At 54.1% G+C, this 14,237-nt stretch carries 9 protein-coding genes; all 9 read right to left on the minus strand.

Annotated elements, in window-relative coordinates; all coding sequences use genetic code 11:
- Positions 1-192: 192 nt before the first annotated feature.
- Entirely contained in the window at positions 193-1,860 is a 1,668-nt protein-coding gene (locus P1S59_01295) for a hypothetical protein (GenBank protein ID MDF1524891.1), read from the minus strand.
- A 48-nt stretch (positions 1,861-1,908) separates the two neighbouring features.
- Positions 1,909-3,342 (minus strand): amidophosphoribosyltransferase, encoded by a 1,434-nt coding sequence (gene purF, locus P1S59_01300; protein MDF1524892.1) that lies wholly within the window; start codon positions 3,340-3,342, stop codon positions 1,909-1,911.
- 126 nt (positions 3,343-3,468) lie between these two features.
- Positions 3,469-4,284 (minus strand): phosphoribosylformylglycinamidine synthase subunit PurQ, encoded by an 816-nt coding sequence (locus P1S59_01305; GenBank protein MDF1524893.1) that lies wholly within the window; start codon positions 4,282-4,284, stop codon positions 3,469-3,471.
- A gap of 133 nt (positions 4,285-4,417) precedes the next feature.
- The gene (locus tag P1S59_01310; protein MDF1524894.1) at positions 4,418-7,396 is read right to left on the minus strand and encodes a phosphoribosylformylglycinamidine synthase subunit PurS; all 2,979 of its coding nucleotides are present in this window, start codon (positions 7,394-7,396) and stop codon (positions 4,418-4,420) included.
- 295 nt (positions 7,397-7,691) lie between these two features.
- Positions 7,692-8,993, minus strand: a complete 1,302-nt coding sequence (gene purB / locus P1S59_01315) for an adenylosuccinate lyase (GenBank protein ID MDF1524895.1) — start codon at positions 8,991-8,993, stop codon at positions 7,692-7,694.
- 415 nt (positions 8,994-9,408) lie between these two features.
- Positions 9,409-10,191 (minus strand): MBL fold metallo-hydrolase, encoded by a 783-nt coding sequence (locus P1S59_01320; protein MDF1524896.1) that lies wholly within the window; start codon positions 10,189-10,191, stop codon positions 9,409-9,411.
- A gap of 149 nt (positions 10,192-10,340) precedes the next feature.
- Positions 10,341-10,808 carry a dUTP diphosphatase gene (dut, locus tag P1S59_01325; protein MDF1524897.1) on the minus strand — a complete coding sequence of 156 codons (468 nt, stop codon included), beginning with the start codon at positions 10,806-10,808 and terminating at the stop codon, positions 10,341-10,343.
- Entirely contained in the window at positions 10,792-12,063 is a 1,272-nt protein-coding gene (locus P1S59_01330; GenBank protein MDF1524898.1) for a pitrilysin family protein, read from the minus strand. The genes dut and P1S59_01330 overlap by 17 nt, the downstream gene beginning before the upstream one ends.
- A 14-nt stretch (positions 12,064-12,077) precedes the next feature.
- Entirely contained in the window at positions 12,078-14,192 is a 2,115-nt protein-coding gene (gene pnp, locus P1S59_01335; protein MDF1524899.1) for a polyribonucleotide nucleotidyltransferase, read from the minus strand.
- Between the last annotated feature and the right edge of the window lie 45 nt (positions 14,193-14,237).

Consider the following 14,237-nt stretch of genomic DNA (forward strand, 5'->3'; position numbering starts at 1 on the left):
ACCTTGATAAAATCGCAAAAAGTCCAATCCGGGACTTTTCGCTCCACGGAAAGGGAAAAACGTCGTTTTCCCTTTCCTTACAAATCAATGACTTACAGTGAGAATCATTGATTTGGGCGCCCCGCGTGGGGCGCATTGATGGACTTTTTGCGTGTCCATCAACCCTTAACCTTTGGGTTTCTCTTATTTATATCATCTGCCGGCCTTATCTTCCAGCATCAAGAGGGCTTTGCGCCCCGCGGGGGTTTTTTCCTTGTCAACATAGGTCCTTATGGCCGGTATGGTGGATATCTCCCCGATCTGGCCGATAATGACCGCCACCTTATCCTTGAGATCAATTGACTGCAGGGGAGAAATGAGAACCTCCATGAGAGTGCCTAAAGCCGGAACTCCGATCATGTGTATGGCGTTACGGGCTTCACTTTCCAGGGCCTCAAGGTTCAATTTCCCAACCAGGAAGGGGATGGCGGTCTCGTCACCCAGTTCACCAAAATGTCTGATAGCCTCAACTGGATCGCGGCCGAATTCCAGTTTTTCGGCCCACAGTTCGAACTCATCAATATAGGGAACAAACTCGCCAGCCAGTTTCCCCCCTGGATAGGCGGCCAGGAAATCCTGGTAAGCATAGACCTTCCCGATCTGCCTGGCTTTCAGAAAAGCACGAACTTCAGAAATACCGGTGACCAGAGTGGTTCCTTTGAAACTGCTGAGGAAATCCCGGAAGGCCTCCTCAGTCCCCTCATCCCACGCCTTTTTGAAAAGAAGTTCCTCCTCCTTTTTCCTCGCTTTGGCACCGTATCGGCTGGTTGGATATTTTTTCTGGAACTGGCGGAAAGCATCAACGGTTCCGGTCAGCTCTGCCAGTCTGTACCGGCTCTCGTCCAGTGCCTCAATAACCGCCTTGCGGTTCTCACTGTCGGGGTATTTTTTCAGAAACTCTTCAAATCGTGATTCTCCGCCCAGCTTCATGGCCTGCGTAAACTCGAACTCTTCCATGATCACGATCCCCATCCCCGGTATGACCTGAGTTAACTTCTCCGGAGAAATAGCCACGGAGTAGGAGGAGGTGGAGAAAACCTCACCAACTGAGATCACCGCGATCAAGGATCCGCGGTTATCAATAACAGCGTAATTTTCATTTTCCTTGACACCGTCCCTCCATCCGGCGCCTATTACCACCCGGGAGGTTAAAGGGTGAACCCTTTCCACGACCCAGCTGGCTGCGGCCTGGGCGGGCAGCAGCCATAGCAGCAGAAAAACCATCAAGGTCGTCGAACCGGTCCGGTCCTTGCCGGCAGCTGCAGGGGGGGGAGGTTTAAACCTCGTGAAAATAAGAGGCTGAGCTACAAGTCCGATAAGCAGGCATGCAGCAAAGGTCCACCTGCCCCCCCCTATAGCCCATGTGCAGAGGAAGCTGCCGACAACAGATGTGAGCAGAAGTGCGAAAACTCGCTCAAACAGGAGGAACAGAATACCACCGATGAGTCCAACGAGAATATCCATGGCATCGATTCGACCGAACCGGAATGCGGTATCGGACAAAGCACCCCCTGTCATAAAAACGGAAAATGTTTGGGAGAGCAGAAGCCCGGTTCCCAGTCCACTGAAAAAAACCAGCAGTCTCCGGAACTTTGAGGCGAGGAACACCCCTGTGAGAACCAAAAGTGCGAGTATCAGAAGGCCAGCCGTTCCAGGATGTTCCCTGAGCCCTGGAAGCTGGACCAGGGTGTCTGACACCGCCATCCAGACCGCCAGACCAGCAGTTGCCCCGAGCACGGTATAAAAATATCTGTAGGCAGCGAGCCCGAAAGCCAGAAAAAAAGTGCCCCCAAGGAGCACCGCTAATCTGATTGAATCCACCTGACCCTCCGAAAAAGCGTTCTCGATGAGGACCAAAGATCCTGCCGTTTATACATGGGTTATCCTCTGGGTCCAGAGAGACATCTGGGTGTCATCCCGCGGGAACGCCACCGGATAGTCCCCCGAGAAGCAGGCTTCGCAAAAACCGGTGGAATCCGGTGACAGGTCCGGTCTCACGGCACTTCTTACCCCTTCGAGGCTCAGGTATCCGAGAGAATCGGCTGTAATGTAGCGTCTGGTCTCCTCTACATCGTGGCTGTAAGCGATGAGTTCCTGATGGGTAGGGGTATCGATCCCATAAAAACATGGATTAACGGTGGGGGGAGAGCTTATCCTCATGTGGACCTCGGCGGCTCCGGCGGCCCGGACCATTTTCACGATCTTGCGGCTGGTGGTTCCCCGAACGATGGAATCGTCAATGAGAACCACCCGTTTGCCTTCAATGGTTTCCCTGCAGGGGTTGAGCTTGAGCTTTACACCGAAATGGCGGATAGACTGGCTCGGTTCAATAAAGGTTCTACCGATGTAGTGGTTGCGAATAAGTCCCCATTCAAGGGGGATCCCCATCCCTTCCGCGTAGCCAATGGCGGCGGGAACACCCGAGTCAGGTACAGCGATGACCACATCGGCGGCCACCGGCGCCTCACGGGCAAGTTGGAGCCCGAGTCTTTTCCTGGCGCCATAGACGCTGATACCGTCAAGAACGCTGTCGGGTCGGGCAAAATAAATATACTCAAAGATGCAGGGCGATGCTTTCATTTTGGGGAAGGGAAAAAGGGATGTGACTCCATCCTGGTCTACCATAACGATCTCGCCGGGGCTTACATCCCTCACGTACTCGGCTTCAATAAGATCAAGGGCACAGGTCTCTGAAGTAAAGACCCAGGAATCGCCCAATCGGCCCATGGCCAGGGGGCGAAACCCCCTGGGATCCCTCACCGCAATGAGTCTCTTTTCCGTCAGTATCAACAGGGAATAGGCCCCCCTTATCTGGTTGAGGGTCTCTACAAGCCTGTCCAGGATGTGCCCGCCGCGGGACTTGGCCATGAGATGGACAATGACCTCAGTGTCCGAACTGGACTGGAAGATCGCACCTGATTCTTCCAGATCCTGGCGGATCTCCTGGGCGTTGACCAGGTTCCCGTTGTGGGCAACTGCGAGGCCTCCCCTGGCGTAGGTAACCGATATGGGCTGAATATTCTCTAACAGACTCTCACCGGCGGTAGAGTAGCGGTTGTGGCCGATAGCCGCCCTGCCTGGAAGTTTGTCGATAACGGCAGGTGTAAAGATATCATTCACGAGACCCATCTGCCCATGGCGATAGATCCGGGAACCGTCCGTGGTAGCAATACCGGCGCTCTCCTGACCGCGGTGCTGTAGTGCGTGCAGTCCCAGATAGGTCATATTGGCGGCCTCCGGATGCCCGAAGATACCAAATACGCCACACTCGTCATGAAATTTATCGAAAGGGTCTACTGTCATTATATGCTCACTTGCTCCTGGCGCTGGGCTGAAATCGGCGCTTCGTTTCCAGGGTTCAGTGCACTGGTGCACCGGTGCACAGGTGCACTTTTAAGGCTTCCTGATAGACAATAACAGGTTTGGCTGTCAGAGAGCCTGAATAACATACTCATAGGCGTTCCGAAAAATTGCAACACCTGCACCCTCCTCTGGAAGATCTTCCCGTGTCCACCTTGGGTGGTTCACTCTGTGAAGGTAGGCTTCCGGATGAGGCATTAAACCAAAAAGGAGCCCAGAGGGGGAACAAACACCCGCCACCCCTTCAATGGAACCGTTGGGGTTGCCCGGATAAGTCATTGTGGCTTTTCCCGTTGCCGCATCCATGTAGCGCACTGTCAAAAGCCGTCGGGCCTTGAGTTGTTCCAGTATCTGACCGTCTTTCACCGTGAACTTCCCTTCCCCATGCCTCACTGGAAGAGGAACATGCTGAATACCCTTTGTGAAAATACAGGGAGAGTCCTCATCTACCAGAAGGGTCACCCACCTGTCCTCAAACCGTCCTGAATCGTTGAAGGTAAGGGTTGCGGTGCGATCAAGCCCGCCGTCCAGGCCGGGAAGAAGACCCATTTTCACCATGAGTTGAAAACCGTTGCATACACCCAGGATCGGTTTCCCGGCGGTGATAAACCTTGAGATCTGTTCCAGGACCCTTTCTCCGTCACCGGCAACTACAGCGTACTTGAGACGGTTGGCGTGGACCATGGCCGATCCCAGGTCATCCCCGTCCAGGAAACCTCCAGTAAGGTTCAAAAACTGATAGCTGTCCAGGGTGACCTCACCAGAAAGGATCCAGGAAAAATGGACGATATCAGCGTGGAAACCTCCAAGACGGCAAGCCTGGGCAGCCTCCCTTTCGCAGTTGGTCCCGTTACCGGTAATCACTATGGCGCGTGGTGGGGTGATACTCATTTATGACTCCGTTAAATTCGTTTGACGCGGCGACGCGATGACGCGGGGACGCGGAGAAAAATCAGACGTGGTGCGGTCCTTCCCCGTGTCTCGGTGTCTCCGTGTCTCCGTGTCCTGCAGCGGCCTCCTAGAGGCCGCTTAATGTTTCCTGCCACGCCCTTTTCATATCATCCAGGGAAAGGGAGATCACCTCCCTTTCTCCTTCCCTGATAACCATGCGGCGATCATCAGTACTCTGCCCGATACGGGCCCAGGTGGTGTCTCCCATCAATTCCTCAAATTTCCGGGATGCGGAAGGAGTTACTTCCACCAGCAATCGCGACGCGGTCTCTGAAAAGAGGGTCACGTCTTCTCTGAAATTCCCTGCGGCCGGGATCGCATCGAGATCCACGGTTATACCCACATCACCGGCGAAGGCCATTTCCGCCAGAGCCACAGCCAGCCCGCCGTCAGAACAGTCGTGGCAGGAACGTACAAGCCCTTGCCGCAGAGCTTGATGATACCTGTCGTATCTTTCCTTGGCCTTTGAAAAGTTCACAACCGGAACCTGTCGGCCAATATACCCCAGATGCGCATAATATTCCGAGCCACCAAGTTCGTCAGCCGTTTCACCCAGAATATAGAGGTAGTTGCCTGCTTTTTTCAGGTCCATCGTAACGGCCTGTCGTACATCCTCCATGCGGCCGATAACCGAGGCCAACAAGGTCGGCGGGATGGAGATCTTGATATCACCCATGATGTAATCGTTCTTCATGCTGTCCTTGCCCGATATCAGGGGGATGCCGAAAGTCGTTACGGCATCGTACAGCCCCCGGTTCGCTCGCACCAGCTGAGCCAGCTTGTATGTGCCGTCAGGGGTCTTTTCAGATTGTACAGGGTCGCACCAGCAGAAGTTGTCAAGGGCAGCGGCCCAGGCAGGGTTTCCGCCAACTGCGACATAATTCCTCAGGGCTTCGTCAACAGCGTTGGCAGCCATGTCATAGGTATCTATATCGCTGTACCTCGGTACGATACCGTTGGAAACGACAACCCCTTCGAAGGAATCAAGAATAGGACGGATAACAGCGGCATCTGAAGGCCCATCGTTGCAGACCCCTGTGAACGGTTTGACAACGCTCCCGCCCTGGACCTCGTGATCGTACCTGCGGACAATGGACTCCTTGGAACAGATATTCAGACGGCCGAGAAGATCAAGAAGAGTTGCGCCCGGATCCAGGGGCACCTTGACCTCCGGTTCTTCCAGCTGAGGCGGATCCCACCTGGCATCGAGGACCATCTGGGGCAGACCCTCATGAAGAAACTCCATGGACAGACAGCTTACGACCCGTCCTTCATAGGTGGCCTTGAAGTAGCCCGAATCGTCAAACTCTCCAAGATCGGTGGACTCCACCCCCATTTTTTCTGACAGCTCGATGAAGCGGTCCAGGTTCTGGGGCGGAACCGAAACGGTCATGCGTTCCTGGGCCTCCGAGATCAAGATCTCCCAGGGATCAAGGCCGGGATATTTGAGGGGTGCCAGGTCAAGGTGAAGGACAGCACCGTTTGTGTCCCTTGCTATCTCACCCACCGAGGAAGAAAGTCCACCTGCACCGTTATCGGTGATGCTCGTATATAGTCCTTCATCTCTTGCAATGAGGAGGAAGTCGAACATCCTTTTCTGGGTGATGGGATCACCTATCTGGACAGCAGAGACCGGCGATCCTTCATGAAGTTCCTCCGAGGAGAAAGTTGCCCCGTGGATCCCGTCTTTTCCTATGCGGCCCCCCACCATGACCACCCTGTCCCCCACACAGACCTTCTTCTCGTGGGAGGGTTTACCGGCGACCACAGCGGGCATCATAGCTGCTGTTCCGCAGTATACAAGAGGTTTGCCAAGGAACCTGCTGTCGAAAACAACTGCACCGTTAACAGTGGGGATACCGCTCTTGTTCCCGCCGTGCTCAACCCCCTCCACAACCCCTTCGTAGATCCTCCTGGGGTGGAGGATGCGGGGTGGCAACGGCTCACTGTAGAAGGGAGACGCGAAACAAAAAACATCGGTGTTAAAAAGGAGGTTCGCCCCCAATCCGGTGCCAAAGGGGTCACGGTTAACACCCACGATACCGGTGAGCGCACCGCCGTAAGGGTCAAGGGCTGAAGGAGAGTTGTGGGTCTCTACTTTGAAAACGAGGCTGTAGTCTGAATTAAATCGGATAACTCCGGCGTTATCCTTGAACACGGAAAGGCAGATGTCCTCTTCACCCCGCTCTTTCCGGATACGCTCCGTGGCATTAACAATGTAGGTGGAAAAGAGAGAGTCCACCGTCTCAACATTGCCCTCTTCATCCTCGTACCTGATAATCGCGTTGAATATTTTGTGTTTGCAGTGTTCAGACCAGGTCTGGGCCAGCACCTCGATCTCCACATCGGTAGGTTTCGGCCCAAGCCCCATCCCCTTCCGATTTTTTTGCACATCGGGATCCATGAAATGGGCCTGAATGATCTTCATCTCCTTGAGGGAAAGGGCAAGCAGACCTTCCCTGCTGATCTTCATAAGGTGTTCGTCACCGCCGGCAAGTTCCACCTCCTGAACACGCCCGCCACCGATGATGCTGACCCTGGGTACCTCAGGTTCGAGACCGGTGGAAAGGTCATACTTTTCTGCCGGGATCACCTGCCATCGATGGATCAACCCGTTGGCCAGAACCTCCGAGGCAAGACGGTGGGCATCATCTTCAGAAAGATCGCCATGTATCTGGTACTGGATGGAGGTAAATACCCCTTCGTGAGGTTCAAGGGATCTGCCGAGAAGCTGTGATACAGCCTCACCGGCGCTTCTTCCAGCGTTGTCGGTAACCCCCGGCCGGTAACCAACCTCGATGAGAAGATCAAAAACACCACCAACCGGCCTCCCCACAGCGTATTCCTGGATTATGGGGTCAGTAAAAGGCCCTGATGCTATCTTTTCAAGCTCCTGCTCTGTGAGGGTGATATCAACCGTGTAGACTGAAACCGTGCGAACAGACTGAAGCGTTATTCCCGCAAGTTCCAGCGCCTCCCAAACGACACGCTCTCCCCTGGGGTCCCTGACTCCATCTCTGTAACCCACCTCGATCCTGACTGCCACTGGTGAACCTCCTGTGTAACGTATCTACGTATCCAGGTATCTATGACAGGGTCGCAAAAAGTCCGTTATCGGCTTTTTGCTCCTCGGAAAGTGAAAAGCGTCGTTTTCACTTTCCTTACAGATCAATGACTTATATCGACAGTCATTGATCCGGGCGCCCCCCTCGGGGCGCGTTGATGACTTTTTGCGAAGTCATTATCTATGTACCTATGTAAGAACTGAAACACCTGGACACATAGATACTTAGGCACGCAGGTTCTTGGACACGTAGATACCTGGACACATAGTCACATAGCTACAGCTTTTCCCCGAACACCCTGTCGAAGATGATCCCCGTCCGTTTGAGCATGGCAGCAGGATCGAAAACGGAGTCCACGGCCGCCGGGTCCAGCACCTTCCCCACATCCGGATCCTCTTTGACAAGATCAGAGAAAGCGCGCCCCGAATCCATGGCTTTATGCGCATTACGCTGGACTATGGCATAAGCTTCCTCCCGCGCCATACTCGCATCCACCAGAGCCAGTAGCAAGGTTTGGGAAAAAGTAGTCCCGCCGGAAAGTTCCATGTTCTTACTCATTCGCTCCTCATTTACCAAAAGAGTCTCAACCATGGAGGTGAAACGGTGGAGCATGAAATCCATTACCATGGTGGCATCGGGAAAGATAACCCGCTCCACCGAGGAGTGGCTGATATCCCGCTCGTGCCACAGGGGGATATTTTCCATTGCTGAAAGGCTATACCCTCTTATCAGCCTGGCAAGGCCTGTGAGGTTCTCTGATAGGATGGGGTTTTTCTTGTGGGGCATGGCCGAGGAACCTTTTTGTCCCTTGGTAAAAGCTTCCTGTACCTCTCCCACTTCGGTCCTCATCAAATGACGGATCTCAACTGCGAACTTCTCGATGCCGGAAGCTGTCAGGGCCAACGCTGTCATGTACTCGGCATGGCGGTCTCTCTGGATCACCTGGGTCGCCACTCTGGCAGGAACCAGATCAAGGCTCGCGCAGACGTGGGCTTCCACTTCAGGAGGGATATTGGAGTAGGTTCCCACGGCTCCTGACAGTTTCCCCACTGCCACGGCATCCCTGGCCCTGCGAACCCTGTCCATAGACCGTCCCAACTCCTCATACCAGATAGCCATTTTCAGCCCGAAAGTGGTCGGTTCCGCATGCATTCCGTGGGATCGGCCCATCATAACTGTGTCGCGATGCTTAAGAGCCTTCTCGCGAACCGCGGTCCTGGCCTCCTCAATATCCTGGAAGATCAGATCGGCGGCCTGGACCAGCTGTACTCCAAAGGCTGTGTCCAGAACGTCCGAACTGGTCATCCCCATGTGAATATATCTGGATTCAGGACCTACCTTCTCACTCACCGAGGTGAGGAAGGCGATAACGTCGTGCTTGACCTCCACCTCGATCTCATCGATCCGGTCAATATCAAAATCCGCCCGCTCCTTGATTATTGCAAGAGCATCATCGGGGATGCGTCCCAATTTGTTCCACGCTTCGCAGGCAGCGATCTCCACATCCAGCCAGATCCGGAACCTGTTCTCCGGTTCCCATATGGCTGCCATTTCAGGTCTGGTATAACGCGGGATCATGGCGAGCTCCTCTCTTTAATCTCAGATCTCAAATCTCAAAAGCTCTATAACCTTAAACCAGGAACAACAAACCATTTCTAACAGGGATGAAGGGGATAAAAGGGATGGGATAATCAGTACAGGGTGCAAAGTGCAGGGTACAGAAAAAAACAGTCCACCATCCGGATTCCAATGCCTTTTCACAGCCGACTTATCCCTTCCTTTGTGCTTTTTCCCCGACACACCGACCTGTCACGCCGAAGTCAAACAGATTTATTGACGAAGGCGGATACCCCGATACGCCGTTACAGATTTTTCCTATCCCCTGTATCCCCTTTATCCCTGTTAAACCCGCCTTCAGCGCTTTTGCCTTCTGGTAATGCAGCCTTCGATTTTATTCTGCGTTCTGTTTTCAGCACCTTTAGCCGATCACCGATCATTCTTCAATATAGAATATCGGAGTTGGTTCCGCCATACAGGCAACCTTGAGATCCACACCGTTACCCTGATATCCAGTTGCCCCGGCTGCCTCGTCCAGAGCAACCCTGGGACAGTTATTGACCTCGCTGAGATGGGCAAGGATAACACGCTGCAGACCCGGATGAAGAAGTTCGCTCAGGACCTGTGAGGAATCTTCGTTGGATAGATGCCCCTTCCGACTTCTGATCCTCTGCTTCAGGTACCACGGATAGGGTCCCTCCATGAGCATATTCTCATCGTAATTAGATTCCAGGACAAGCATATCACATCTGGCCAGTCGCCTCTTGATCAGCGCTGTGGCATAGCCGAGATCAGTGGCAATGCCGATCTTCACACCATCCCTGTCCAGTAAAAAACCCACCGGGTCCCGGGCGTCGTGAGGCAGGGAAAAGGGTCTTATTGTAAACCCTGCCACGGTAAACTCTTCCCCGGCCTTCACAACTTTCACACGGGTGTTTTCAGGAAGTTCAGCGGCTTTCAAAGTATCTGCGGTACCGTACACCGTGAGGCCCAGCCTCTTGGCCAGCACCCGTACCCCGCGCAGGTGGTCACTGTGGTCATGGGTTACCAGAATGCCCGAAATACGATCCGGAGAGGCCTCGATGTGGGCAAGGCGGCGCATGAGTTCCCTGGCACTTAAGCCCGCATCGACAAGCAGCGAGCCGTCAGGTCCATCGATAAAGATTGAGTTGCCCTTGCTGCCGCTGGCAAGAGCGCTGATTCCAACATGCTGGCTCAAGTTACACCTCGGTAAACTCGGTGATTAAGATTCAGCTTGAGAAGGAGGAATAGGGAAGCCCTTCGACAAGCTCAGGGTCCCGAGCCTGGTCGAGGGAGAGGGAGGAGGAATATTAAGCATTTCTTCATTCTTCATCCTTCATCCTTCTGCTACGTCCCGCTATGACCAAACCCGCCATCACCCCTGTCCGTGGCAGGCAGTTCCTTGACAACCTTAATGGACGCCCTGACAGCAGGAACGATGACCATCTGGGCGATTCTCATTCCGCGGCTGATCCTGAAGGGGTTGCTGCCCAGGTTGAGAAGGATGACCTTTACTTCCCCCCGGTAATCAGGATCCACTGTTCCAGGAGAGTTGGGAACAATAATGCTGTGTTCAAGCGCCATCCCGCTTCTTGGACGAATCTGGGCCTCATATCCATTGGGAACGGCGATCATTAACCCGGTGGGCACCAGACCTGTCTGCCCAGGCTCGATCACGACATCATTCTGGATGGCGGCGGCCAGATCCATTCCTACCGATCCATCTGTAGCATATGCGGGGAGGGCCAGATCTCTGGCGTGTGGAAGGGTTGTAAGGAGAAGCTCCGGTACCGGCGACCTATCCCACGATCTCATGGACCTCAGCCTCACTCACTGGGCCTATCACCGTTACGGCAAAGGCATTTTCCTGAAAAAGCATCGACGACAGATCACGGATATCATCGGCTGTGACAGCTTCGATGCCCTCTCCGATCTCCTCAGGAGTGACATGACGGCCGGAAAAGATTTCGTTCTTCGCCAGCTGGTTCATCCTGTTGCTGGTACTTTCCAGCCCCAGCAGAAGGTTCCCCTTGAGTTGCCTTTTGCACGTTGCAAGTTCAACATCAAGGACCTTCTCTGCAGCAAGCCGCTGTGTCTCTTCCCTGATGATCTCCATGCTTTTGGGAAACCCCTCAACAGACGTACCACAGTACACTGTGTGAACCCCTGTGTCCTGGTATGCTGAATGGTAACTGTAGACGGAATAGGCCAGACCGTACTCCTCCCTGATCTTCTGGAACAGCCTTGAGCTCATTCCGCCTCCGAGGATCGTGTTGAGGAGATACATCACATACCGGCGTTCGTCATCGGCAGCCAGTCCCTGGACACCGATACAGGTATGGACCTGCTCGATGGGACGGTTCTTGACACATACACCGGGAGTAGCCCTGGTAGGCTCCCACGAAACCGGTGGGTCTCCCTTTTCCAGGTCTCCAAAGGCATCCTCAACCTCACGGAGGAATTTATCAGGTTCAAGGGCCCCCGCCGCCGTAATGATCATCTGTCCAGCGCGATATCTGTTTGCGTGAAAACCCAGCACCTGATCTCGCGTGAGGGACAGGAGAGAGTCTGGTGTTCCGAGTACGGGCCTTCCAAGGCTCTGATCCGCCCAAAACTCCTGGCAGTGCAGATCGTGTATGAGATCGTCAGGCGTGTCTTCCACCATGGAGATCTCCTGGAGGATGACATCTTTTTCCTTGGAAAGCTCCTGGGCGGCAAATTGCGAATTTAAGGTGATGTCTGAAAGGAGGTCCATGGATTGGGAAAGGTTTTCTCCCAGCACCCTTGCGTAGAAGGAGGTAAACTCCTTGCTGGTAAAAGCGTTGAGGGAGCCACCCAGGGAATCTGTTTCGAGGGCGATCTGCTTGGCCGTACGGCGTGATGTTCCCTTGAAGGTGAGATGTTCGATGAGGTGGCTGATGCCGGATTGGCTGGCCTCTTCGTCCCTGGAACCGGCCAGGACCCAGATTCCCATGCTGACAGAGGAAAACTCCCTAAGAGGCTCAATAATTACCCTGAGCCCATTAGGGAGGATTCCCTTGACAACGCCTGTTCCTGATCTAGAGGTCATTCAGGGGATAGAGGTTATTCGGGGTCCGTTTTGCCACCAGAGGCCAGATCCTGTTCAGCCTCTTTCATACTCAGGCGGATCTTGCCGTCGCGGTCAATATCAAGGACCTTGACGTTTACAATATCCCCTTCCTTAACAACATCCTCGACCTTGGCAACCCGGTGATCAGCGAGCTGTGAAATGTGAACAAGTCCGTCGGTACCTGTGACAACCTCTACAAAAGCACCGAAATCCATCACTTTCTTGACGACACCGCGGTAGATCCTGCCGATCTCTGGGTCTTCCACGATGGCGTTGATCATATCGATAGCCTTCTGGGCTGCGACCTCATCGGAAGAGGCTATGAGCACTGTACCGACGTCTTCTACTTCTATTTTGACACCAGTAGCCTCAACGATTCCCCGGATCACCTTGCCGCCAGGGCCGATGATCTCCCGGATCTTGTCGGGCTTGACCTGGATGGTGATGATACGAGGAGCGTAGGGAGACATGGTTTCACGGGGTGCGCTTAACGCCTTGTCCATCTCGTTCAGGATATGGGCACGGCCGGCTTTCGCCTGCTGCAGGGCTACACCCATCACTTCCCGGCTCACGCCAGTGATCTTCAGGTCCATCTGAAATGCGGTGATGCCGTCCCGGGTTCCCGCAACTTTGAAATCCATGTCGCCGAGATGGTCTTCGGCCCCAAGGATGTCAGAGATAACCACCGATTTTTCCGGTGTAAAGATAAGACCCATGGCAATACCTGCCACCGCCTTGGGGACGGGTACACCGGCATCCATCAGGGCCAGGCTTCCACCGCAAATAGTCGCCATGGAGGAAGAACCGTTGGACTCCAGCACGTCAGACACGACCCTTACGGTATATGGAAACTGCTCTTTGGTGGGGAGGACAGGGAGGAAACTCCTCTGGGCCAGGTTGCCGTGGCCGATCTCCCTGCGCGCCGGTCCCCTCAGGAACTTGGCCTCGCCAGTGCAGAAGGGAGGAAAGTTATAGTGAAGCATGAACCTTCGTCTGTAGTCCACCTCAAGAGTGTCCATGATCTGTTCGTCATCTTTGGTTCCGAGGGTGGTGACTACCAGGGCCTGGGTCTCACCCCTGGTAAAGAGGGCACTGCCGTGGGTCCGTGGGAGAACTCCCACCTCACATGTGATATCCCGGATCTCGTCCGGTTTACGTCCGTCCATCCGGCGGCCTTCTTCAAGGACCATAGCCCGCATGAGTTCCTTTTCCATGGACCTGAAAATATCGTCGATCTCACCTGAACGGGATTCACCATCCACGCCAGTGCCGTATTCGAACACAGCCTGTTCCCGGATCTCCTTCAAGCGGACCTTCCTGTCCTTCTTGTCAGAGATCCTGATGGCCTCAGCAACCTCATTCCGGCAGAACTGCTGTACGGTTTCAGCAAGAGCTTTATCTCCGGCAGGTGACTGAAAGTCCCACTTTTCCTTGCCTGCAAGGGGAAGAAGCTGTTCCTGAAGGTCGATGATATTCCGGATCTCGACGTGGGCAAACTCCAGGGCCTCGAGCATCTCTTCCTCTGAGGCTTCCTTGGCTTCACCTTCGACCATGATAACAGCTTCGCGGGTACCGCCTACAATTAGATCGATCTTACTTGTCTCGAGCTGCCCATAGGTCGGGTTAAAAACGAACTTGCCATCGATCAGGCCAACCCTTACAGCTCCCACGGTCGCATCAAAAGGTATATCAGACAGGATGAGGGCAGCCGATGAGGCTATGAGCCCAAGAATATCAGCATCGTTCTCCCTGTCTACGGAGAGGATGTTGATAATGACCTGGACCTCGTGGTTGAACCCTTCGGGGAACAGCGGTCGGATCGTCCGATCGATGAGCCGGCTGGTGAGAGTATCTTTCTCGGTAGGACGACCTTCTCTCTTAAAAAAACCGCCGGGGATCTTGCCGGCGGCGTAAGTCTTCTCCTGATAGTTAACCGTTAGGGGGAGGAAACTGACACCTTCCCTGGGTTCAGGCATGGCAACTGCTGTGGCCAGGACCACCGTATCAGCGTATCTTGCCCACACGGCACCACTGGCCTGCCTGGCCACTGCGCCCGTTTCAAGGGTAATAGTCCTGCCACCCCACTCTAATTGAACTTGATGCTTCATTATGGCACTCCTGAAAATGTCTGGGTATATTGGGTATATTCGGAG

The organism is bacterium, from assembly GCA_029210965.1.
In the GTDB taxonomy this organism is placed as follows: Bacteria; BMS3Abin14; BMS3Abin14; order BMS3Abin14; family BMS3Abin14; genus JALHUC01.